23 protein-coding genes and 1 tRNA gene are annotated in these 22298 nt (G+C 68.0%); 15 read left to right on the top strand and 9 right to left on the bottom strand.

Going from position 1 to position 22298, the window contains the following annotated elements; genetic code table 11:
* Window positions 1-89 precede the first annotated feature (89 nt).
* Window positions 90-368: an acylphosphatase gene (locus QZ670_RS01060; protein WP_294250760.1), complete on the top strand. Its 279-nt coding sequence runs from the start codon at window positions 90-92 to the stop codon at window positions 366-368.
* Between the two features lie 9 nt (window positions 369-377).
* Here the strand turns inward: QZ670_RS01060 and QZ670_RS01055 are convergent, their stop codons facing one another.
* Window positions 378-1046, bottom strand: a complete 669-nt coding sequence (locus QZ670_RS01055; protein ID WP_294250757.1) for a hypothetical protein — start codon at window positions 1044-1046, stop codon at window positions 378-380.
* Window positions 1047-1148: 102 nt separating this feature from the next.
* Complete coding sequence (gene ettA, locus QZ670_RS01050) at window positions 1149-2828, bottom strand: energy-dependent translational throttle protein EttA (protein ID WP_294250753.1); 1680 nt, start codon at window positions 2826-2828, stop codon at window positions 1149-1151.
* Window positions 2829-3064: 236 nt separating this feature from the next.
* On the opposite strand from ettA, the gene QZ670_RS01045 reads away from it, so the two are divergent.
* Together QZ670_RS01045 and QZ670_RS01040 are read left to right on the top strand one after the other, a co-directional pair.
* A complete protein-coding gene (locus tag QZ670_RS01045) occupies window positions 3065-4444 on the top strand; it encodes a M28 family peptidase (protein ID WP_294250750.1) in 1380 nt (459 codons plus the stop codon).
* A 149-nt stretch (window positions 4445-4593) separates the two neighbouring features.
* The gene (locus QZ670_RS01040) at window positions 4594-4818 is read left to right on the top strand and encodes a hypothetical protein (protein WP_141985581.1); all 225 of its coding nucleotides are present in this window, start codon (window positions 4594-4596) and stop codon (window positions 4816-4818) included.
* A gap of 57 nt (window positions 4819-4875) precedes the next feature.
* Here the strand turns inward: QZ670_RS01040 and QZ670_RS01035 are convergent, their stop codons facing one another.
* Entirely contained in the window at window positions 4876-5463 is a 588-nt protein-coding gene (locus QZ670_RS01035; protein WP_294250739.1) for a PAS domain-containing protein, read from the bottom strand.
* 146 nt (window positions 5464-5609) lie between these two features.
* Between QZ670_RS01035 and folE the strand changes: the two genes are divergently transcribed.
* Window positions 5610-6224, top strand: a complete 615-nt coding sequence (gene folE, locus QZ670_RS01030; RefSeq protein ID WP_294250737.1) for a GTP cyclohydrolase I FolE — start codon at window positions 5610-5612, stop codon at window positions 6222-6224.
* A 14-nt stretch (window positions 6225-6238) separates the two neighbouring features.
* The gene (locus tag QZ670_RS01025) at window positions 6239-7186 is read left to right on the top strand and encodes an FAD-dependent oxidoreductase (RefSeq protein WP_294250731.1); all 948 of its coding nucleotides are present in this window, start codon (window positions 6239-6241) and stop codon (window positions 7184-7186) included.
* Here the strand turns inward: QZ670_RS01025 and QZ670_RS01020 are convergent, their stop codons facing one another.
* A complete protein-coding gene (locus QZ670_RS01020) occupies window positions 7187-7633 on the bottom strand; it encodes a DUF3429 domain-containing protein (RefSeq protein WP_294250727.1) in 447 nt (148 codons plus the stop codon). It abuts the gene before it with no gap.
* Between the two features lie 89 nt (window positions 7634-7722).
* Between QZ670_RS01020 and QZ670_RS01015 the strand changes: the two genes are divergently transcribed.
* Genes QZ670_RS01015 through QZ670_RS01005 form a run of 3 tightly spaced genes read left to right on the top strand, consistent with a single transcriptional unit; the run spans window position 7723 to window position 10940 of the window.
* A complete protein-coding gene (locus tag QZ670_RS01015; protein WP_294250722.1) occupies window positions 7723-9255 on the top strand; it encodes a cryptochrome/photolyase family protein in 1533 nt (510 codons plus the stop codon).
* A complete protein-coding gene (locus QZ670_RS01010) occupies window positions 9248-9619 on the top strand; it encodes a DUF393 domain-containing protein (protein ID WP_294250720.1) in 372 nt (123 codons plus the stop codon). Before QZ670_RS01015 ends, QZ670_RS01010 begins: the two co-directional genes overlap by 8 nt.
* Window positions 9609-10940 carry an AarF/ABC1/UbiB kinase family protein gene (locus tag QZ670_RS01005; protein WP_294250716.1) on the top strand — a complete coding sequence of 444 codons (1332 nt, stop codon included), beginning with the start codon at window positions 9609-9611 and terminating at the stop codon, window positions 10938-10940. The genes QZ670_RS01010 and QZ670_RS01005 overlap by 11 nt, the downstream gene beginning before the upstream one ends.
* Here the strand turns inward: QZ670_RS01005 and QZ670_RS01000 are convergent.
* The gene (locus tag QZ670_RS01000; RefSeq protein WP_294250713.1) at window positions 10934-11650 is read right to left on the bottom strand and encodes an SDR family NAD(P)-dependent oxidoreductase; all 717 of its coding nucleotides are present in this window, start codon (window positions 11648-11650) and stop codon (window positions 10934-10936) included. The two genes, QZ670_RS01005 and QZ670_RS01000, sit on opposite strands and share 7 nt — an antisense overlap.
* A 130-nt stretch (window positions 11651-11780) precedes the next feature.
* Here QZ670_RS01000 and QZ670_RS00995 point away from each other — a divergent pair, with 130 nt between their 5' ends.
* From QZ670_RS00995 to QZ670_RS00975, 5 genes are read left to right on the top strand one after another with little or no spacing between them, the layout of a single operon-like run.
* On the top strand, window positions 11781-12668 hold the full coding sequence (locus tag QZ670_RS00995; protein WP_294250710.1) for a DUF481 domain-containing protein: 888 nt from the start codon (window positions 11781-11783) through the stop codon (window positions 12666-12668).
* Between the two features lie 54 nt (window positions 12669-12722).
* On the top strand, window positions 12723-13931 hold the full coding sequence (locus QZ670_RS00990) for a hydrolase (RefSeq protein ID WP_294250707.1): 1209 nt from the start codon (window positions 12723-12725) through the stop codon (window positions 13929-13931).
* The gene (locus QZ670_RS00985; protein ID WP_294250704.1) at window positions 13928-14944 is read left to right on the top strand and encodes an arginine N-succinyltransferase; all 1017 of its coding nucleotides are present in this window, start codon (window positions 13928-13930) and stop codon (window positions 14942-14944) included. Before QZ670_RS00990 ends, QZ670_RS00985 begins: the two co-directional genes overlap by 4 nt.
* A complete protein-coding gene (locus QZ670_RS00980) occupies window positions 14944-16203 on the top strand; it encodes an N-succinylarginine dihydrolase (RefSeq protein ID WP_294250701.1) in 1260 nt (419 codons plus the stop codon). Before QZ670_RS00985 ends, QZ670_RS00980 begins: the two co-directional genes overlap by 1 nt.
* 59 nt (window positions 16204-16262) lie before the next feature.
* Window positions 16263-16475 (top strand): hypothetical protein, encoded by a 213-nt coding sequence (locus tag QZ670_RS00975; protein WP_294250697.1) that lies wholly within the window; start codon window positions 16263-16265, stop codon window positions 16473-16475.
* A gap of 46 nt (window positions 16476-16521) precedes the next feature.
* Here the strand turns inward: QZ670_RS00975 and QZ670_RS00970 are convergent.
* A tRNA-Arg gene (locus QZ670_RS00970) sits at window positions 16522-16598 on the bottom strand.
* Window positions 16599-16681: 83 nt separating this feature from the next.
* On the opposite strand from QZ670_RS00970, the gene QZ670_RS00965 reads away from it, so the two are divergent.
* Window positions 16682-17179 (top strand): hypothetical protein, encoded by a 498-nt coding sequence (locus QZ670_RS00965; protein WP_294250694.1) that lies wholly within the window; start codon window positions 16682-16684, stop codon window positions 17177-17179.
* A gap of 6 nt (window positions 17180-17185) precedes the next feature.
* Here the strand turns inward: QZ670_RS00965 and QZ670_RS00960 are convergent, their stop codons facing one another.
* Window positions 17186-17698, bottom strand: a complete 513-nt coding sequence (locus QZ670_RS00960; RefSeq protein WP_294250872.1) for a tetratricopeptide repeat protein — start codon at window positions 17696-17698, stop codon at window positions 17186-17188.
* 29 nt (window positions 17699-17727) lie between these two features.
* Window positions 17728-18915 carry an RsmB/NOP family class I SAM-dependent RNA methyltransferase gene (locus QZ670_RS00955; RefSeq protein WP_294250689.1) on the bottom strand — a complete coding sequence of 396 codons (1188 nt, stop codon included), beginning with the start codon at window positions 18913-18915 and terminating at the stop codon, window positions 17728-17730.
* 296 nt (window positions 18916-19211) lie between these two features.
* Here QZ670_RS00955 and QZ670_RS00950 point away from each other — a divergent pair, with 296 nt between their 5' ends.
* Complete coding sequence (locus QZ670_RS00950; protein ID WP_294250686.1) at window positions 19212-20789, top strand: GGDEF domain-containing protein; 1578 nt, start codon at window positions 19212-19214, stop codon at window positions 20787-20789.
* Window positions 20790-20794: 5 nt separating this feature from the next.
* On the opposite strand, the gene guaB is transcribed toward QZ670_RS00950, so the two are convergent.
* Window positions 20795-22252 carry an IMP dehydrogenase gene (gene guaB, locus QZ670_RS00945; RefSeq protein WP_294250683.1) on the bottom strand — a complete coding sequence of 486 codons (1458 nt, stop codon included), beginning with the start codon at window positions 22250-22252 and terminating at the stop codon, window positions 20795-20797.
* Window positions 22253-22298: the final 46 nt, after the last annotated feature.

Below are 22298 nucleotides of genomic sequence, written 5' to 3'. Positions count from 1 at the left end.
CGGACCGTTCCCCTGCCCCGCTTCCCATCTGTGCCAGACTGCTACAGGTAATCGCGGCCCGACAGCACGGGCGTGTACAAAGGGAGCGTATGGCGCAGCAGCGAATCCTGGTTTCGGGACGGGTACAGGGGGTCGGCTATCGCGACTGGGTGGTGCGTACCGCGCAGCGCGGCGGGCTGACGGGTTGGGTGCGCAACCTGCGGGACGGCCGCGTGGAAGTGCTCGCCGCCGGGGAAGACACCGCCCTCGGCCTCTTCGTCGAGGCCTGCCGCGAAGGCCCGCCCATGGCGCGGGTCGAGCATGTCGAGAGCGTCGCCGTGCCCGAGGACAAGCCGCACAAGGGCTTTACCAAGCGGTTCACCGCCTGATCCCGGGGATCATGGTTCGGCCAGCGCGCTGCAGTCACCGCCGAGACGCTGGCCGAACATCGGGCTTTCCGTGCCGAGTTCCTCTGGCGGGTTCTTGCCGATCAGGTAGCGTACCGTCTGGCCGCCGCCGCCGGTTTCGACGTCCACGCGCCAGGCGGAGCGCCCGTCCACCTGTTCGCTTCCCGTGACCTCCAGCGCGAAGCGGCCGAGGCCCTTGTCGTACTGGAAGAAGGGCACCGTATAGCTGCCCCCTTGGCGGAGCGGAAGCGCGGCGAAGGTGAGGCCCCACAGGTTCCCGTCCCACACCTTCCCCGAGGCGCGGAAGCGGGTGACCTCCTGCCCCGGACGCGCGACTTCGATATCAGCGCCGTCATAGCGAACGGCCACATGCTCCACGCCGTTGCGGCGGCTGTCCATGCGGATGGGGGTCAGGTCGGTGCGGCGCAGCACGAAATGGTCGCGCATGTCGAACCTGCCGTCGCCCACGCGCTGGTGGACGATGATGTCCCAGACGGGGGTCGAACCCTCGATCGCGGCGCGGACCCGCTGCCAGGTCTGGCCGATCGGCTTGCCCTCACGGGTCAGCGCATAGCAGGCGCTGCCTTCGCGGAGCCTTGACCCGTCGGGCACCGACACGTCCGGCATCGTCGTGGCGGCGATCAGCATCAGTGCAAGCATTCTAGGGCTCCCCTCTAGTCGAGAGGCGTACTATAGCAGCAATACACCGTGAAAAAGCAAGCGCCGGATCAAGCCCTTCGGCTCGACCCGGCGCATTCAGGCTCAGCGCGTCAGCTTCTTGTAGGCCAGCGCGGTCGGACGATCGGCGGCATCGCCCAGGCGACGACGCTTGTCTTCCTCATAGGCTTCGAAATTGCCCTCGAACCATTCGACATGGCTGTTGCCCTCGAAGGCGAGGATGTGCGTCGCGAGACGATCGAGGAAGAAGCGATCGTGGCTGATCACCACGGCGCAGCCCGCGAAATTCTCGATCGCCTCTTCCAGCGCGCCCAGCGTTTCCACGTCGAGGTCGTTGGTCGGTTCGTCGAGCAGCAGCACGTTGCCGCCGCGCTTCAGCATCTTGGCGATGTTGACGCGGTTGCGCTCACCGCCCGACAGCTTGCCGACGTTCTTCTGCTGGTCCTGGCCCTTGAAGTTGAACGCACCGACATAGGCGCGGGTCGACTGGTCGTGGCCGTTGATCTTCATGTAATCGAGCCCGTCCGAGATTTCCTCCCAGACGTTCTTGCTGTCGTCGAGGTGATCGCGGCTCTGGTCGACATAGCCGAGGCGCACGGTCGAGCCGATCTCGATATCGCCCGAGTCCGGGGTTTCCTGGCCGGTGATGATCTTAAACAGCGTCGACTTGCCCGCGCCGTTCGGCCCGATCACGCCGACGATGCCGCCCGGCGGCAGCATGAACGAGAGGTTCTCGAACAGCAGCTTGTCGCCATAGGCCTTGGAGATGTTCTTGGCCTCGATCACCTTGCCGCCCAGGCGCTCGGGCACCTGGATGACGATCTGGGCCTTGCCCGGCGTGCGGTTTTCCTGGCTGGCGACCAGCTGCTCGAACTTGGCGATACGCGCCTTCGACTTGGTCTGGCGGGCCTTGGCGCCCTGCCGGATCCACTCGAGCTCGTCCTTGATCGCCTTCTGGCGGCCGGTGGCTTCGCGGTCTTCCTGCTCGAGGCGCTTGGCCTTCTTCTCGAGATAGGTCGAGTAGTTGCCCTCGTACGGGAAGTACTTGCCGCGGTCGATCTCGAGAATCCAGTCGACGACATTGTCGAGGAAGTAGCGGTCGTGGGTGATCATCAGCACCGCGCCGGCATATTCCTTGAGGTGGTTTTCCAGCCAGTTGACGCTTTCGGCGTCGAGATGGTTGGTCGGTTCGTCGAGCAGCAGGATTGACGGCTTCTGGATCAGCAGGCGGGTCAGCGCGATGCGGCGCTTTTCACCGCCCGACAGGTTCTCGACCGGCCAGTCGGACGGTGGGCAGCGCAGCGCTTCCATCGCGACTTCGAGCTGGTTGTCGAGCGTCCAGCCATCGACCGCGTCGATCTTGGCCTGGAGCTCGCCCATCTCCTCCATCAGCGCGTCGAAATCGGTGTCGTCCTTGGGATCGCCCATCTCGGCCGAAATGGCGTTGAAGCGATCGACCATGTCCGCCACTTCGCGCGCGCCGTCCTTGACGTTCTCGAGCACGTTCTTGGTGGGGTCGAGCTGCGGCTCCTGCGGCAGATAGCCGACGGTGATGTTCTCGCCCGGCCATGCCTCGCCGGCGAAATCCTTGTCGATGCCCGCCATGATCTTCATGAGCGTCGACTTACCCGCACCGTTGGGGCCAACGATGCCGATCTTGGCGCCCTGGTAGAATTGCAGGTTGATGTTGTTGAGCACCGGCTTGGGGGCGCCGGGGAAGGTTTTGGTCATGTCCTTCATGACGAAGGCGTACTGCGCAGCCACGGTGGCGGATCTCCGTTGCGAGAATTCTGGATGCTGGAAAGACGCGTGGCATGTAGCGATGCGGGCGCGGGTTGGCAACGCGGGGGTTGGCGGAGGGGGTGTGTCTCGCAGAGACTGACCAGCGTTCTGGCATCCCTCCACCCCAAGCCCTCCTCCGAGAAGGAGGGGCTTAAACATGCTTCACAAACCGCTCACCCCCCATTGCAATCGGTCCACCGCTGGTTAGCATCCGCAGCATGACCAAGCGCCTCCTGCTCGCGGCCGCTGCCGCGCTCGCCCTTCCCCTCCCCGCCCTTGCCCAGACCGCCGCGCAGGTGGCCAAGGTGCGCGACGTTGCGCTGCAGGACACTGTTGCCTGGGACGTGACGGAAGGCCTCACCACCGAGGTTGGCCAGCGCCTCGCCGCCACCGAGGCCGAGGCTCGCGCCCGCGCCTGGGGCGTCAAGAAGCTGACCGCGCTCGGTTTCCAGAACGTGCACATCGAGACCTATCGCATGCCCGTCTGGATCCGCGGCGCGGAGACCGCCGAGGTGCTCGGCGGCTCGGCGCAGAAGCTGACCATCGCCGCGCTCGGCTATTCGGGCTCCACCGGCGCGCAGCCGCTTGAGGCCGAGGTCGTCTATTTCGCCTCGCTGGCCGATCTCCAGGCCGTCCCCGCCGGCAGCCTCAAGGGCAAGATCGCCTTTATCGACCATGCGATGGTGCCGACCCAGGACGGTTCGCAGTACGGCTATTACGGCGCCGTCCGCCGCGCCGGGCCGAGCATTGCCGCCACAAAGGGTGCCGCCGCGGTGCTGATCCGCTCGATCGGCACCGACCATCATCGCAATCCGCATACCGGCGTCACCACCTGGGCAAAGGGCGTGTCGCCGATCGCCGCCGCCGCGCTGTCGGTGCCCGATGCCGAGCAGCTGGTGCGCCTCGTCAAGCGCGGCCCGGTCAAGCTGCGGCTGAGCGTGACGCCGCAGTTCAAGGGCGAGGCCGAGTCCGGCAACGTGATCGCCGACATCCCGGGCAGCGATCCGAGCGCGGGCATCATTGTCGTCGGCGGCCATCTCGACAGCTGGGACCTCGGCACCGGCGCGATCGACGACGCCTCGGGCGTGGCGATCACCACCGCCGCCGCGCTGCACGCCGCCAAGCTCGGCCAGCCGCGCCGCACGATCCGCGTCGTCTGGTTCGGCGCGGAGGAAGTCGGCGGCTTCGGCGGCGCGGCCTATGCCAAGGCGCATGCCAAGGAGCGCCATGTGCTCGCGATGGAATCCGATTTCGGTGCCGACCGCGTCTGGAAGTTCGAGACCAACCTGCCCGAAGGCGCCAAGGCGATCGGCGACCGGCTGGAAACCGCGCTCTACCCGCTCGGCATCGAGCGCGGTCGCGGCACGGCGCATGGCGGCACCGATGTCGAGCCCATCCTGGCGCTCGGCGTCGGCACGATCGGGCTCAACCAGGATGGCTTGCGCTATTTCGACCTGCACCACACGCCCGACGACACGCTCGACAAGATCGATCCGGCGCAGCTGCGCCAGAACGTCGCGGCTTGGGCATCGATGCTGGCGATCGCGGCCAACGCACCGGAAGACATTGCTGCCGTTCCCGCCGAAAAGGGCGAGTGACAGCGCGTCCCGAATTCGGGCGGAAACATGGCAAAGTCACGGCGATGCGACATATTTGCGTTTGACGCGTTGCTCGCCGTGCCCCATGCAGCGGGCTGACGCGCAGCTTCTTTCGGCTGCGCAACGGATTTGGACGTAGGAGCAACCGGATGACCAAGCTTCGCCTGATGGCCGCGGCAGCCCTGCTGACGCCGCTTGCGGCATGCGGCGGCGGCGAAGGCAATCTGTCCGACGGCGCGAACGTCGCGCCCGAGGCCAATGCGATGATCTACCAGAACGACGCCGAGGATCGCGCCAATGCCGAGGCCGAGGCGATGATCGGCAACGCCGCGCCCGACAACGGCGCCGATATGCCGGCCGCCAACGCGCAGTAAGCCGTACCGGCCGAACCCACCAGGGGCGTCCCTAGGGGGGCGCCCCTTTTTCGTGGCTCAATAGCCGGCTTCGATCGCCATCCGCACCGCATCCGCCGCGGTCCGCACGCCCAGCGCGCGGAACATCGCCGCGCGGTGCATCTTGATCGTCCGCTCGGTCAGGCCGAGATCGTAGGCGATCTGCTTGTTGAGCTTGCCCGCCGCCATTGCGATCAGCACCGCGCGCTGGCGCGGCGAGAGCGCGCCGATCTTGTCGCGCGCGATCGTGGCGCGGTGCGCGGTGCCGTCCTTCGGCCCTTCGACTTCCATCTGCGAGCCGAGGAAATATTCGAGCTCGCCGTCCTCGCCGAAGATCGGCGCGACCAGCAGCGCGTTGCGAAACGGCGTGCCGTCCTTCTTGTAGTTGAGGATCTCGACCATCACCGGCCGCTTCTCGCGCACCCCGGCGCTCAGCGCTTCGCTGAGCCACGGCTCGGTCTTGTCGCCGGCGAGGAAGCGGCAGTTGCGGCCGAGGATCTCGTCGCGTTGGTAGCCGGTCAGCGCAACGAAGGCGTCGTTGCAGTCGATGATGGGGTTGTCGGGTAGTCGGGGGTTGCTCAGCACCGCGGCGACGGCGCTTCCGGCGATCATGTCGGTCAGTGGCATTGGTCGGCTTTCCGCATCCTTTTGGGGCCGCAAATCTGCATACCCTTTTGTCCATGTTCCCGGTTTCCCCCGGATTCCTCATGTGGAGGACACTCGATGCCGGCGCGCCACGCTAATTGCTGCCGGTGAAACGAAAGGTAGGCCCGATGAACTTCTTCTGCAACGATATAGAACGGGCCGACAACGAAACAGGCGCCGATTTGGTCCCCGACGAGGTGCAGGAGGCGGTGCGGACGCTGCTGCGCTGGGTTGGCGAGGACCCCGAACGCGAGGGTCTGCGCGATACGCCGATGCGGCATGCCAAGGCATGGCGCGAATATTGCGCCGGCTACGAGGAAGATCCCGGCATGCACCTCGCCCGCACCTTCGAGGAGGTGGCAGGCTATGACGAGATCGTGCTCCTGAAGGACATCCCCTTCCAGTCGCACTGCGAACACCATCTTGCGCCGATCACCGGCAAGGCCTCGATCGCCTATCTGCCCAAGGATCGGGTGGTCGGAATCTCCAAGCTCGCCCGCGTGCTCCACGGCTATGCCCGCCGCCTGCAGATCCAGGAGCGGCTGACCGCGGAGATCGCCCAGGCGATCTGGACGCACCTTAAACCCGCCGGCGTCGCGGTGGTGATCGAGGCGCAGCATGGCTGCATGACCGGGCGCGGGGTGAAGACCCACGGCGTGGGCATGGTGACCAGCCGGATGCTGGGCTGCTTCCTCGAGGATCGCAGCAGCCGGGCAGAGCTGATGTCGCTGATGGGCTATTGAGCGGGCGCGCGACGATGGACGTGGTGATCCTCGGTGCCGGCATTGCCGGCCTGGCCTGTGCCGATCAGTTGCGTGCCGCCGGGCACCAGGTGACGCTGTTCGACAAGGGGCGCGGGCCCGGCGGGCGGATGTCAACGCGGCGGGTGGAACTAGACGGCGAGACTCTCCAGTTCGACCATGGTGCGCAGTATTTCACCGTCCGCGACGAGCGCTTCCGGCGCCTCGTGCAGCATTGGCAGTCGCAGGGCGTAGCCAGCCCGTGGGACGAGGCCGGTCCGGATGCCTGGGTCGGCACGCCGACGATGAATGCGCCGGTCCGCCACATGGCGTCGGCGCATCAGGTGCATTTCGGCCACCACGTCGTCGGCCTTACCCGCAACGCGCAGGGCTGGCATGTGCGGCTGCAGGAGCAACAGCACGGCCCGTTCGACGCGGCGATCATCGCGCTGCCGGCCGAGCAGGCAGCGGCCATTCTCGGCACGCACGACCTGATGATGGCGGCCGACGCCATGGCAGCCCGCTCGCAGCCCTGCTGGACGGCGATGATGGCGTTCGAGGGCCGGGTGCCGATCGCCGCCGACAGCATCCGCCAGCACGGCATCATCGGCTGGGCGGCGCGCGACGGCGCCAAGCCCGGGCGCCACGCCGGGGAGACGTGGGTGGTGCAGGGCCATGGCTCCTGGTCGACCGCGCATCTCGAAGACGCTCCCGAGACGGTGGCGCAGGCGCTGCTCGACGCGCTGCTCGCCCATGCGAACGGGCCGGTGCCGCCGGTTCGCTATCTTGCCGCGCATCGCTGGCGCTTCGCGATGACGCCGGGGGTGGACAAGGGCGCGCTGTGGAACGGCAGTCTCCGCCTCGGCGCCTGCGGGGACTGGCTGCAGGGGCCGCGGGTGGAACTTGCCTGGCTATCCGGGCACCATCTCGGCACGATGATCGGCAGCGCGGCGGCAGCCGCCTGATTAGAGCAATGCGAGCGCCAACGTCAGCGCGCCGAGGCCGGTAGAAAGCTGGAGACGCAGCGCGATCCAGCCTTTCGGTACCGACTGGCCCCGCGCAAGGATCAGATCGACCACCGGGGAGACGAGGATCGCGATGCCAAGCGCCAGAAGTGCATCCGCCGTGGTCCAGCCGAGCAGGCGAAGGAGCATCAGCCCCCAGGCGACCAGCGACGGCATTACGGCGACGATGAACAGCGTGGGGGACGCCTTGCCACGCGCGACGCCCTGCCCCCACCAGAGCCCGCCGAGAAAGCTAAAGATCAGCGCGGCATAGCCGAACCCGGCGTCGAGCAGCAACGCATGGTGCATCGGCAGCAGCACGAGGCCTGCCGCACAACCAATCAACGGCAGCAGTCCGGCATAACCGAGGAGGCGCGCGGCGGGGGCTAGCGAGGCAGGCTCTTCCATTCGATCGGGATCGCCTGCACCTCGCCAGCGCTCAACCTGTCCGAAAAGACATCGGGTGCCCAGACGGCCCCTGCCCCACATGACCTTGCATGCCCCGCCTGATCCTCATCCTCGGCGACCAGCTCAGCGCTGGCCTTTCCTCGCTCGCGGAGGCCGATCCGGCCGAGGATATGGTGCTGATGGCCGAAGTCGCCGAAGAGGCGGGCTATGTGCCGCATCACAAGAAGAAGCTCGCCTTCGTCTTCTCGGCGATGCGGCACTTCGCCGAGGAACTCCGCGCCGAGGGCTGGCAGGTCCGCTACACCCGGCTCGAGGATCCGGAAAATAGCGGCAGCCTTGTCGGCGAGGTCGAGCGCGCGCGGGCCGAGATCGAGGTGGACGAGCTGCTCTGCACCGAGCCTGGCGAATGGCGCCTCCGCAATGCACTGGCGGCGGTGCCAGGCCTCACACTGCTCCCCGACACCCGCTTCCTGATCGATCCCGCAGGGTTCCGCGCCTGGGCGCAGGGCCGCAAGCAATTGCGGATGGAGTATTTCTACCGCGACATGCGCCGCCGCACCCGGCTGCTGATGGACGGCGAAAAACCCGCTGGCGGCGAATGGAACTACGATCACGACAATCGCGGGACCCCGCCCCCGGGCACCGAGCCGCCGGGGCTCCCGGCATTCGAGCCAGATGCGATCACCCAAGAAGTCCTGAAGCTGGTAGAGCGGCGCTTCCCCGATAATTTCGGTGATCTGCAGCCTTTCGCGCTCGCCGTCACCCGCGCCGATGCCGAGAAGGCCCGCGACCATTTCCTCGCCCATGCCCTGCCCCGCTTCGGCGACTATCAGGATGCGATGCGGCGCGGCGAGCCGGTGCTGTTCCACGCGCACCTGGCGCTCTACATGAACATCGGCCTGCTCGATCCGCTCGACCTCTGCCGCCGCGCCGAGGCGGAATGGCGCGCGGGCCGGGTGCCGATCAACTCGGCCGAGGGGTTCATCCGCCAGATCCTCGGCTGGCGCGAATATGTCCGCGGCATCTACTGGCTGCACATGCCGCGCTATGCCGATGCCAACGCGCTGGAGGCTCGGCGCCCACTCCCGGAGTTCTACTGGACGGCCGAGACCGACATGGCCTGCGTCCGCGACGCGGTGGAGCAGACCCGCGCCCATGCCTATGCGCACCATATCCAGCGGCTGATGGTAACCGGCAACTTCGCCTTGCTCGCGGGCATCGACCCCTATCTGGTCCATATCTGGTACATGGCGGTCTATGCCGATGCCTATGAATGGGTGGAGATGCCCAACACCATCGGCATGGCCTTGTTCGCCGATGGCGGGATCATGGGCTCCAAGCCCTACGCGGCCAGCGGCGCCTATATCGACCGCATGTCCGACTACTGCGCCAGCTGCCGCTACAAGGTGAAGCTGAAGGCCGGGCCGGACGCCTGCCCGTTCAACTATCTCTACTGGGACTTCGTCGCCCGCCACCGCGAGCGCTTCGCGCGCAACCAGAGGATGGGTCCGATCGTCCGCAACCTCGATCGGATGACCGACGACCGCAAGGCCGAGATCCGCGCGGATTCCGCGCGCTTCCTCGATGCGCTGGTGCCCGCCGGGAGCCGCTGGAATGGCTGAGCCGCTCACCGTCTGGTATGATGGCGGCTGCCCCTTGTGCGTCCGAGAGATCGCGCTGATGCGCCGCCTCGACCGACGCGAACGGCTGCGCTTCGTCGATGTCAGCGACGACACGAGCAGTTGTCCGCTCGATCGCGGCGACCTGCTCGCGCGCTTTCATGTGAGTGACGCGCAAGGCCGCTTCTACAGCGGCGCAGCGGCCTTCGCGGCGATGTGGCGCGCGATCCCGCTGCTGCGGCCGCTGGGGATGCTGGCGCTGCTGCCGGGGATGACTTGGGCACTCGAACGGCTCTATCGCGCCTTTCTGCGCGTTCGACCCACACTCCAGCGCTGGATGCGCGAAAGGGAACGGCATGGCGGATGAAAGTGGATATGACGGCCGCTCGCGCGCGGTACCCAGAGGACGGATCGCCCGGTTCGGAGTGATGGGCCGGCTGGCCAGCGGAGTTGCGGGCAACGTATTGGCGGAGGGCGCCAAGCGCCTTGTCGCCGGCGAGCGGCCGCAGTTGCGCGACCTCGTCCTGACCCCCGGCAACGTCGCCCGCGCGACCGAGCAGCTCGCCCAGCTGCGCGGGGCGGCGATGAAGCTGGGGCAGATGATCTCGCTCGACGCCGGCGACGTGCTGCCCGACGAGCTCACCCAGATCCTCGCCCGCCTGCGCGACCGCGCGCATCACATGCCCCCCGCCCAGCTCCAGCAGGTGCTGGCGAAGGAATGGGGTGCCGACTGGCGCCGCCGCTTCGCGCTATTCGAGGCGCACCCGATGGCCGCCGCCTCGATCGGCCAGGTCCACCGCGCACGGCTGCCCGACGGACGGATGCTGGCGATCAAGGTGCAATATCCCGGGGTGCGCGAGAGCATCGACGCTGATGTCGACAATGTCGCGACCCTGCTCCGCCTCTCCGGCCTGCTCCCCAAGGGCCTCGACGTCGCGCCGCTGCTCGGCGAGGCCAAGCGCCAGCTTCACGACGAGGCGGATTATGTCCGCGAGGCGGCGATGATGACGCGCTATGCCGATCATCTCGCCGGCGACAATCGCTATCTGGTGCCGCGCCCGGTGCCCGAGCTGTCGACCACCAATGTGCTGGCGATGGACTATATCGCCGCCAAGCCGATTGAGACGCTGGAAGCGGCGAGCCAGGACGAGCGCAACCGCGTCACCACCGCGCTGATCGACCTGGTGCTGCAGGAGCTGTTCGCCTTCGCCTTCATCCAGACGGACCCCAATTTCGCCAATTACCGCTATCAGCCCGAAAGCGGTCGGCTGGTGCTGCTCGATTTCGGCGCCGCCATGCCGGTTTCGGATGTCATTACCGATGGATATCGCAATCTTCTGAAGGCTGGACTGAACAGTGATCGTGCTGCCGTACGCGATGCCGCGCTGGAGCTCGGCTTTTTCAGTGCAGCCGCGCTGGAGCGACACCCTGCGGTGATCGACCGGATGATCGGGCTGATCCTCGAACAGACCGACCGCGCCAACGATTTCGACTTCGGCGACCGCAGTTTCCTCCAGGCCGTGCGCGGCGAGGGCATGCAGATGGTCGAGGATCGCGCGGTGTGGCATGTGCCCCCCGCCGACACGCTGTTCGTCCAACGCAAGATCAGCGGCATGGCGCTGCTCGCCGCCCGGCTTAAGGCGCGCGTGGCGCTCCGCGGGCTGGTCGAGACGCGCCTCGCTCAATAGGGGATGCGGGCACCGTCCCAAGCGAACAGGCCGCCGGAGTCCTCGGGCGTCAGCTTGCTGAGAACCTCAAGAAGATGACCAGCGCTTCTATCTGGTCCAAAAAGCTTTTCCGGCGCGACACCGCGCTGGAACGGCGCTGAGAGTCCGGTATCGACCGTGCCTGGATGCAGCGCCGCGACGATCGCCTGCTGGTGGGTCCGCCGCAGCTCGATGGCGAGGTTGACCATCAGCATGTTGAGCGCCGCCTTGGACGCGCGATAGCTGTGCCAGCCGCCGAGCCGGTTGTCCGCGATCGACCCCACCCGCGCCGACAACGCCGCAAACACGCCGCGACGATCCCGCGGCAGTAGCGGCGCGAAATGCTTGGCGATCAGCGCCGGGCCGATCGCGTTGACCGCGAACAGCTCCGCCATCGCGGCGCCGTCCAGCGCCCGCAACGCCTTTTCCGGCGAAGGGCCGCCGGGGCGGTGCAACATACCCGTCGCGACGAAGACCAGGTCCACCTGCCCATCGATCCCGGCTGCCGCGGCGGCGATGCTCGCCTCGTCGGTCAGGTCGAAGGCGAACGGCACCAGCTTCGGGTCCGCCGCAGCACAGGGGCTGCGGCTGCCGGCGAAAATCCGTCCGATCGCGGGGTCCGCGGCAAGCCGCGCCACGAGTGCGCCGCCGATCCCGCCCGAGGCCCCGAACACCACTGCCTGCTTTTCCATGGGCACCATCGTCTGCGCCTCCCCACCGCGCCGCAACCTGTCCGCACGGCCGCCGCTGAGCCCATGCGTGGTAGAGATGCGACCGCCTGCCCTTTTTGCGCCGCGAAATCATGGCTAGGACGAACGTGTGATGCGTGCCCTACTCCTCGCCTTTCCGCTCCTGCTCGCGAACGCCGAGGATCCGCCGATCCCGCCGACGATCAAGGCGATGCTCGATGCGGCGATGAGCTCGGGCAACGAGGCCGATGTCGCCGTCATCGTCAAATATGCCAAGACCGCGGATCCGGCGAGCGCGCCGCTGGTTGCCAAGATCGCCGGCGAGTGGCGGTCGAGCCGCCGCGAAGTGGCGCAGCAGGCGCTGCGCGAGGCGCGGTTCCTCCAGCTGGTGAAGGGCCATGTCGAGCTGGGCGGCTATGTGCAGACCGGCAATTCGGAGAATATCGGCGTCACCGCCGCCGCCGAGGTGAAGCGCGAAGGCATCGAGTGGCGCCACAAGGTCCGCGTCCAGGCCGATTATCAGGAGAGCCTGGGCCTCACCACGCGCGAGCGCTACCTCGCGGCTTACGAGCCCAACTGGAAGTTCGACAATCGCGCCTATATGTACGGCGCGGCGCAATATGAAAGCGATCGCTTCTCGGGCTTCGGCGACCGTGTCTCGATCTCGGCCGGTGCCGGCTACAGCGCGATCAAGACCTCGGCGATCAAGCTCGATGTCGAACTCGGCCCGGCCTATCGCTACACCCGCTTCATCGGCGCGCCGACCGAGAATAATATCGCAGCACGCGGCTCGCTCGATTTCTCGTGGCGTTTGTCGCGCGGCATGACGATCACCCAGCAGGCCTCGGCCTATGTCGAGAAGGACAACAGCACCGTCGCGACCAAGTCGGCGCTGCTGGCCAGGCTGATCGGGCCGCTCTCGGCGCAGTTCAGCTATACGGTGCAGTATGAAAGCTCGCCGCCGCTCGGCCGCCTGACCACCGACACCACCAGCCGCGCGGCGCTTGTCGTCGATTTCTGATCGGCAGGTCGCCGGGGGTGTTCAACCGCCCCGGTTCCGCGCTACCACGCCCCCATGACCATGCTATCCGCGATCGAACGGACGGCGATCGAGCGCGCACAAGCCGCGCCGATGCTGGAGAGGACCTTGGAGTGGGCGGCGATCAACAGCGGCACCCGCAACCTGGCGGGGCTGTCCGCCATGGCGGGGACGCTGGCGGACGCCTTTTCGGTGCTGCCGGGCGCGCTGGACCTCGTCGAACCCGAGCCGGTGGAGACGGTGACCCCGGGGGGCGCCGCCGAGCCGCTGGCCCATGGCCGACACCTGCTGCTGACGGTGCGGCCCGAGGCGACGGTGCAATTACTGCTCACCGGCCATATGGACACGGTGTTCGCCGCCGATCACCCCTTCCAGCAGGCGCAGTGGCTGCAAGATGGGCGCCTCAACGCGCCGGGTGCCGCCGACATGAAGGGCGGCCTGTCCCTGATGCTCGCAGCTCTCGAAGCGGCCGAGACGAGCCCGCTGGCCGAGCGCTTAGGGTACACGGTGCTGATCAATTCGGACGAGGAGACGGGGTCGCTCTCCTCCCGCGCGCTGATCGCCAAAGTCGCTCAAGGCAAGACGGCGGCGCTCACCTATGAGCCCGCATTGCCCGACGGGACACTGGCCGGGGCCCGCGGCGGGACGGGCAATTTCTCGCTCGTCGTCCATGGCCGTAGTGCTCATGCGGGTCGCAATCCCGAGGACGGCCGCAACGCGCTCGTCGCTGCAGCAGCGCTAGCGGTGATGCTGGCGGATGCCAAAGCGCCCGGCCTGTCGGTGAATCCCGCCCGGATTGACGGCGGCGGCCCGAACAATGTCGTGCCCGATCTTGCCATTCTGCGGGTGAACTTCCGCCCCGGTAACGCGGCCGCCACCGCCCGAGCCCAAGCCGCACTCGACGCGGCAATCGCGCAGGTCTCAGACGCGCATGACGTCCGCATTGACCTGCACGGCAGCTTCAATCGCCCGCCCAAGCCGATCGACCCCGGCGCCGCCCGCCTGTTCGACCTCGTCCGCGAGGCCGGCGCCGCTCTCGGCATCCCGATCGCCTGGAAGGCGACCGGGGGCGTGTGCGACGGCAACAACATCGCCGCCTGCGGGGTGCCGGTGGTCGACACCATGGGCGCCCGCGGCGGCGCCATCCATTCCACGGAGGAATTTCTGATCCCCGAAAGCCTGCCCGAGCGCGCCGCGCTCTCGGTCCTCACCATCCTCCGCCTCGCCGAACGGGGCCGGCCATGAGCAGCTTCCGCATCCGCGCTGCGCGCGACGAGGATCTTCAGCATCTGTATGAAATGGCCAAGCTAACCGGCGGCGGTTTCACCAATCTGCCACCGGACAAGCCCGCCCTGCGCGCCAAGCTCGATCGCAGCCACGCCGCCTTTGCGCGCGGCGAGGATGCCGAGGTAGCCGACGACCTGTTCGTGCTGATCCTCGAAAATGTCGAGACCGGCGAAGTGCGCGGGACCTGCCAGATCTTCACGCGTGTCGGCGACAAATGGCCGTTCTACAGCTACCGCATCGGGACGGTCACCAAGCATAGTCAGGAACTTAAGCGCACCTTCCGCGCTGAAATCTTAAGTCTGGTCAACGACCTCGAGGGCTGCAGCGAAGTCGGCGGCCTGTTCCTCCACCCGGGCGAACGCGCGGGCGGGCTGGGGCTGCTGCTCGCACGCTCGCGCTACCTGTTCATCGCCCAGCACCGTACGCGCTTCGCCGACCGAATCCTCGCCGAACTGCGCGGGGTGATCGACGAGGCCGGCGGCTCACCCTTCTGGGACGGCGTTGCCGGACGCTTCTTCGGGATGAATTTCCAGCAGGCGGACGAGTTCAACGCCACCCACGGCAACCAGTTCATCGCCGACCTGATGCCCAAGCATCCGGTCTATACCGCCATGCTCTCGGAAACCGCACGCGCGGTGATCGGCCTGCCCCACCCCTCCGGTCGCGCGGCGATGCGAATGCTGGAAAATGAGGGGTTTGCGTTCGAAAGCTATATCGACATCTTCGATGGCGGCCCGACCATGACCGCTCGCACCGACCAGGTGAAGACAGTGCGCGAGGCACAGCGCGCGACCATTACGGCGATCGCCGGCGGCGGCGAGCCGGCGCTGGTTGCCGCGGGCACGCTGTCCGATTTCCAGTCGGCGCTCGCGCAGATCACCCCGTCCGACGGCGGAATCGTGCTGGACCCCGTCTCGGCCGAGGCGCTGGGCCTGTCGGTGGGCGACAGCGTATTGTGGGTGGCGCGCTGATGCTGGTGGAAATCAATTTCGACGGCATCGTCGGGCCCAGCCACAATTACGCTGGGCTCAGCCCCGGCAACCTCGCTGCGACGCGCAACCGCGGCGCCGTTTCCCACCCGCGTGCCGCCGCCTTGCAGGGCATCGCGAAGATGCGCGCCAATCTCGCGCTCGGGCTGCACCAGGGCATCCTCCTGCCGCATGCCCGCCCCGATCATCGCTGGCTCGCCCAGCTCAGGCTCCGCTACGAGCAGGCGCCGCCGCACAGCCAGGCACAGGCGCTCTCCGCCTCGCCGATGTGGGCCGCCAACGCCGCCACCGTCTCACCCGCGCCCGATACTGCCGACGGCCGCTGCCACCTCAGCGTCGCCAATCTGGTCACGATGCCCCACCGCAGCCATGAGTGGCCGGAGACGCTGGCACAGCTCCGTCTCGCCTTTGCCGATCCCGCCTTCGCCGTCCACGGCCCGGTACCCGCCCCCTTCGGCGACGAGGGCGCGGCCAACCATATGCGGCTCGCGCCCGCACACGACGCGCCGGGCGTGGAAGTGTTTGTCTATGGCATCGCCGGCGGCCCCTTCCCGGCGCGCCAGCATCCCGACGCCAGCGCCGCGGTCGCGCGGCGGCACCTGCTCGATCCGGATCGCACGCTGTTCGTCCAGCAATCGGAGGAAGCGATTGCCGCCGGCGCGTTCCATAATGATGTCGTCGCGGTGGCGAACGGCCGGGTACTGTTCGCCCACGAACAGGCCTTTGCCGACAAGGAGCGCTTCTACGACCGACTGCGCACGGCGATGCCCGAGGTCGAGATCGTCGAAGTGCCCGCCGACCGGGTGAGCCTCGCCGACGCGATCGCCTCCTATCTATTCAACGCCCAGCTCGTCACCGTGCCCGGCGGCGACACCGTGCTGATCGTGCCGAGCGAGGCCCGCGACACGCCGAGCGTGTGGCACTGGCTGGAAGCCCATGTCGCCGGCAACGGACCGATCCGCCGCGTCGAAGTGGTCGACGTCCGCGAGTCGATGGCCAATGGCGGCGGACCCGCCTGTCTCCGCCTGCGTGTCGTCGCCGATCCGGCGACCGTCGATCCGCGGTTCCTGGTCGATGCTGCCAAGCTCGACCGCATCGCCGCGGTCATCGAAGCACACTGGCCCGAGGCGATCGACCCGAGCGCCATTGCCGACCCGGCGCTGATCGCCCGCATCGAAGCCGCCCGCGCGGCGCTGCTCGAAGCGCTCGACCTTGTCGGGTTAATTGACAGCTTACCATGACCGCCGGCTGAGAACCGACGCTTTTCCGGGACTGGCACGCGGCTTGCTGCGTGGCGGCCATGCTGTACCGCATCGGCCGCCTCTTCGTGATCAAGTCGAAGTTCGAAGCGTTCCTGGTGATCTTCGGGCTCGCCAATGGCGCGGTCGAGCGCGGCTTCCATTATATGACCCTGTATCCGGGTGTAGGCGGCAAGCTGCTGTTCGCGGTGTGCCCGATCGCGGTGTTCATGGCCGGCGGCAAGATCCTCGACAGCCTCGAGGCCCGCGCCTAACCCCGGAAACACAAACCCCCGCCGAGCTAGGCTCTGGCGGGGGGTATGGCGCGCCCGGAACGATTCGAACGTCCGACCCTCAGATTCGTAGTCTGATGCTCTATCCAGCTGAGCTACGGGCGCTTGGTGGAGGCGAGCGTTTATCGGCGGAAATCGGAGAGCGCAACCCCGTTGCGCCAAGTTTTCCACAAGCATATGGCAAGCCCATGCGATCGCTCCCCCTTCTCGCCGCTGGCACCGCGCTGCTCGCCGGCTGTGCCCAGCCCGCCACGCGCTATCCCTCGCTGCTGCCGCGCGCGAACGAAGGGTTGAACTTCACCGAGCCGGAGCGCCCCGCTCCGCAAGCTACGCCCGATGCGGCGCTCGACGCGCGGATCGCGGCGCTCACGGCGAAGATCGATTCGGCAGATAGCGAGTTCCAGACGGCGGTGAAGGATGCCGAGGCGAAGGTCGCGCGTGCTCGCGGGCAGGCGGCGGGTACCAGCCCGTGGCTCGATGCGCAGACCGCGCTCAGCGTGCTCGACGGCATCCGCTCGCGCACCGCGGTGACGCTCGCCGACATGGACCAGCTGCGGATCGAGCGCGCCCAGACCGGCCAGCCCGACTACCCGGCGCTCCAGGCTGCCATGGACCGCGCCGGCGACATCGTCGCCGCGCAGGAAAGCCGCGCGCGGGCGCTGGAGGCGGCGATCGCCCCCAGCTGAGCCCGGTCAGGGCTTGGCCGCGTCCTTGGCGGCGTTGTCGTTCGCTGCCACCGGCGTGGGCGTCGGCGGCGGACCCTTGGCGATCGTCGCGGCGAGCGTGGTCGCATCGGCGCAGCCCGTCTTGCAGATCGTCTTGATCTTGGCGAGATTGTCCTTGGCGCGCGTCATCGCCCCCTTGGCGACCATCGCCTCGCCCTGGCCGCGCAGCGCGGTCACGTCGTTGGGATCGAGCTTGAGCGCCTCGCCATAGAAGCGGATCGCCTTGCCGGGGAGGTTCTGCGTCCGCGCGATGTCGGCGATCAGCACGAACGCCTCGCGGTTGCGCGGATCGACCGCCAGCGCGCTTTCGAGCAGATCATTGGCCCCGCCGAGATTGCCCGCCGCCTGGGCACTGCGCGCCTGGCGCACCAGCTCGACCGAGCGGGGTTCGAGCTGGCTGTCGGGCCGCTGCGCGCTCAGGCTGGTCGAAACCGTCAGCACCAGCAGCGCCGCCGCCACCGAGATCGTCGTGAACCGCATCAACATCTCCGAAACTCCATGGCCACGGGCTAGCATTGCCGCACCAGCTTCGCGACAAAAAACCCGTCGGTGGTGTCGTGCAGCGGCGTGAGCCGCAGCCCGTCGCCGCGCGGACGCCCTGCGGGGGCATCGAGCGGCACCGCAGCCCAGCCGGGTTGCGCCGCCACGAACCGCTCGACCTGCCCCGCCCCCTCGGCATCGAGCAGCGAGCAGACGATGTGCACCAGTGCCCCGCCCGGCCGCACCAGCCGCGCGGCGACGTCGAGCAGATGCGCTTGGGTATCGACATAGCGATCGAGCTGCGCCGGTGTCAGCCGCCAGCGCGCCTCCGGGTTGCGCCGCCACGTGCCGGTGCCCGAGCAGGGCGCGTCGACCACCACAAGATCCGCCTGCTCGCGCCAATCCGCAAGTGCTTCGGCTTCGCGACCAGGATTGAGCAGCAGCGTCTCGGCAATAGTGACGCCCGCGCGCGCGGCCCGCGGCATCAGCTTCGACAGACGCGGCCGGTCGACGTCGCAGGCGAGGATCCTGCCCTGGTTGGCCATCGCGGCCGCCAGCGCCAGCGTCTTGCCGCCGCCGCCCGCGCAGAGATCGATCACGGTCATCCCCGGCGCCGCCCCCGCCAGCGCGCTGACCAGCTGACTGCCGGCGTCCTGCACCTCAAAGCCGCCCTCGGCATAGGCCTCGCTGCGATCCACCGGCGTGTCCTCGAGCAGTCGCAGCGCGTCGGGCGCGAGGGGGAGCCGCTCGGCGCCGTCGAACAGGGCGGCGACGGCGTCGGGGTCCGACTTGAGCCGGTTGACCCGCAAGTCGAGCGGGGCACGATCGAGCAGCGCCGCCCGCTCTGCGCCATCGAGCCCCGAGGCCTCGAAGGCTGCTTCCAGCCAGGCGGGAGCAACTCCCTGTCCTGCCACCGGTTCGCCCTCGGCGATCACAGCAGGGCCGTAGCGCGAGCCGTCGAACAGGTCGGCCAGCGCCGGCTGCGTCTGTACGAGCGCCAGCATCGCGGCGCGGCCGGAAACCGGCACCTCGCCGCAGCGCCGGATCGCCTCGTAGACGAGTGCGCGGATCGCCCGGCGATCCATCGACCCGGCGAAGCGCCGCTCGGCAAACCAGCGTGAGAGTACTACATCGGCGGCAGCGCCGCGATTGCGGGCGGCCGCGATCACCTGATCGAGCAGGTCAATCGCCATTTGAACACGTGCGGCAGGAGTCATGGCAGCAGCGCTAGGCCCAACGCCTGCGGAATGCAAAGCAGCTGCGTTTCGCGGCGGATAGCCAGAAAGGGCAATCCTTTGTACATGCGGAGTTTCGCATGGGGTGCGATGTGGGGATTGTGGGGAAGCGTTCGGTGCGTGGCGTGGCGGCGTGGGTGTTTCTTCGCGGGTGGCACGTGCTGCTGCTCGCGTGGATGCTTGGGCCGGTTGCGGCCCATGCGGTTCCGATCCCGCTCGATTCGCGTGTATGTCACGCCGTAACGCCGATCGATGGGCCAAGTGCCGAGCCACCCGCGATGCGCTCCCGCTGCGGGGACAAGCCCGCCGGCTATCAAGCTGCCCGGTTGTGGCTGCAATTGGAGCCGCAGCGCTACGGCATCCGTGGCGTGGCCCCAACGCTGCTCGTCCACCAGACACGGTTCGACCGGCTCGCGGTTGCGTTCCACTATACCGATGGCAGCACCGAGTGGCAGGAGGTCCGCGCCGGTGCCTTCGGGGACCATTGGCGCCCCGGCGCCCAGATCACCTTCACGCCGAGCGACCAGAAGACCCGCCTGCGATCGGTCACGCTGCGCGTCGATCGCCTCGCCAGCTACCCGTTGCTGCGGCTGCGCCTGGTGCCCGCAGGCGAAGCCGGCATCGAAACGGCGGTGCTCGGCGCGCTAATCGGCGCTGCGCTCACGCTGTTGCTGGCCGGTGCGGCATACAACCTTTCGCTCGCCATCGGTACGCGCCGCGCCTATCTCGGCTGGCAAGGCGCCTGGGCCGCCACCGTGTTCCTGTGGGGCGCGATCTGGTCGCAGTTCGGCCTTCTGGTCGCGCCCGGCATGGCCGGAACGCTGGCCGCGCAGACCAGCACCGGTCTGTCCGCCCTCTCCGTTCTGCTTGCCGCGCTGAGCGCGACGAGCGCGCTGGAGAAAGGAAGAATCCCCGGGTCGCTACGAGCCACGGCGCTCGCGCTAGGCGTCGCCGTTGCAGTGCTCGGGGTCCCCGCGACGCTGGCGCGGGGCGCCTTGATCGAAACCATCGGGCCCCCGCTTGCCGCTGCGGTGCTGGGCAATCTGCTGGCGGTGCTGGCATGTCTGATCGTGGGCGCCCGCCGCGGCAGCGAGGAGGCACGCGACCTGATCGCGGCCTGGTCGGTACCGATGGCCGCGCTCGGGCTCACGCAGCTGGTCGATCTCGGCACGCTGTTCTGGGGCGGAGGGCCACAGATCCTGGTGCTGTTCGCCTCGGCCTGGCAGACGCTGTGGCTGTCCTTCGCCGCCAGCCGCCGGCTTGCCCGTCTGCGCACCGAGCGTGACCTCGCGCGCGCGGCCGAGGCGCGTGCCAGCCGGCTCGCGGAGCACGATCCGCTGACGGCGATCCGCAACCGCCGTGGCTTCCTGGATGCTGCCGACGCGCTGATCGCGACGGCGGCGCGGACTCAGGCGTCCGTGGCGTTGCTGCTGTTGGACATAGACCGTTTTAAGGCGATCAACGACGACCATGGTCATGACGCGGGGGATATCGTGCTGTGCACGATCGCCGCGCGGCTGGCGCGGTGGGAAAGTGCGCACTGCACCGTCGCCCGGCTGGGTGGCGAGGAGTTCGCGCTGTTGACCATTTCCCCCGACCTGCCCGCTCTCGATTTCGCGGAGCAGGTGCGCGCGGAGATCGCCGCCTGCGATCATCGCGCGACCATCGGCGACCAGCGGGTGACGATTAGCATCGGCGTTGCCGAAGGACGCCCCCGGGTCGACCTCGCGGAGCTGTATCGCAACGCGGACCGTGCGCTGTATGCGGCCAAGCGCGGCGGTCGCAACCAGGTTCGTCATGCCGACAAGGTGCCGGCGCCGGTCGCGAGCGAGCAAAGGCCCGCCGCGACCGGCTAACGCGCTCAGCGCGTCGGGTAGTTGGGCGCCTCGCGGGTGATCGTCACGTCATGGACGTGGCTTTCCTTGAGGCCCGCATTGGTGATGCGCACGAAGCGCGCCTTCTTCTGGAATTCCGGCAGCGTCGCCGCGCCGACATAGCCCATCGACGCCTTCACGCCGCCGACCAGCTGGTGGATCACGTCGCGCGCCGGGCCCTTGTACGGCACCTGGCCCTCTATGCCTTCGGGCACCAGCTTGAGCTGGTCCTTGATGTCCTGCTGGAAGTAGCGGTCGGCCGAGCCCTTCGCCATCGCGCCGACCGAGCCCATGCCGCGGTAAGACTTGTAGGCGCGGCCCTGGTACAGGAAGGTCTCGCCCGGCGCTTCCTCGGTGCCTGCGAGCAGCGAGCCGATCATCGCGGCGCTCGCGCCGGCGGCGAGCGCCTTGGCGATGTCCCCCGAGGTGCGGATGCCGCCATCGGCGATCACCGGAATGCCCGACTTGGCGGCTTCGTTGGCCGCATCCATCACCGCGGTAAGCTGCGGCACGCCGACGCCGGCGACGACGCGGGTGGTGCAGATCGAGCCTGGGCCGATGCCGACCTTGAGGCCGTCCGCGCCCGCGCCGATCAGCGCGCGCGCGGCCTCGGCGGTCGCGATGTTGCCGGCGATCACCTGGACGCGGTTGGAGAGCTTCTTCACCCGCTCGACCGCGCGGCTGACGTCCTTGTTATGGCCGTGCGCGGTGTCGATCACGATGAGGTCGACCTCGGCATCGACCAGCGCCTCGGTACGCGCGAAGCCCTTGTCGCCCACGGTCGTCGCCGCGGCGACGCAGAGGCGGCCGCCGGCGTCCTTGGTGGCGTGCGGATAGGTGACGGCCTTCTCGATGTCCTTCACCGTGATCAGGCCGACGCAGCGATAGGCGTCGTCAACAACCAGCAGCTTTTCGATCCGGCGCTGGTGGAGCAGCCGACGCGCTTCTTCCTGCGCGACACCCTGCTTCACCGTGGCGAGGTTCTGGTGCGTCATCAGCTCGGAGACGAGCTGGTTGGGGTTCTCGGCGAAGCGGACGTCACGGTTGGTCAGGATGCCGACCAGCTTGCCATCGGCTTCCACGATCGGGATGCCGCTGATCCGGTGCCGCGCCATCAGCGCCTGCGCCTCGGCGAGCGTGCCGGTCGGCGCCATGGTGATCGGGTTGACGACCATGCCGCTCTCGAACCGCTTGACCAGGCGGACCGCCTCGACCTGCTCTTCCACTTCCATGTTGCGGTGGAGCACCCCGATGCCGCCGAGCTGCGCCATCACGATCGCCATGTCGGTTTCAGTGACGGTGTCCATCGCCGAGGACAGGATCGGGATGTTGAGCGCGAGGCCCTTGGTCACCTGGGTGCGCGTATCCGCCATGCTCGGCACGATTTCGGATTCGCCCGGATAGAGGAGGACGTCGTCGAACGTGAGGCCGAGAGGGATTTCCATGGGGGTGCGCCAAATCCTTGAGTCGAATGTTGGCGGCCCATGTAAC

The sequence above is a fragment of the uncultured Sphingomonas sp. genome, from assembly GCF_913774285.1.
Taxonomy (GTDB): domain Bacteria; phylum Pseudomonadota; class Alphaproteobacteria; order Sphingomonadales; family Sphingomonadaceae; genus Sphingomonas.
The sequence above is the reverse complement of the archived record's forward strand: the minus strand, read 5'-3'. Positions and strand labels throughout refer to the sequence as shown.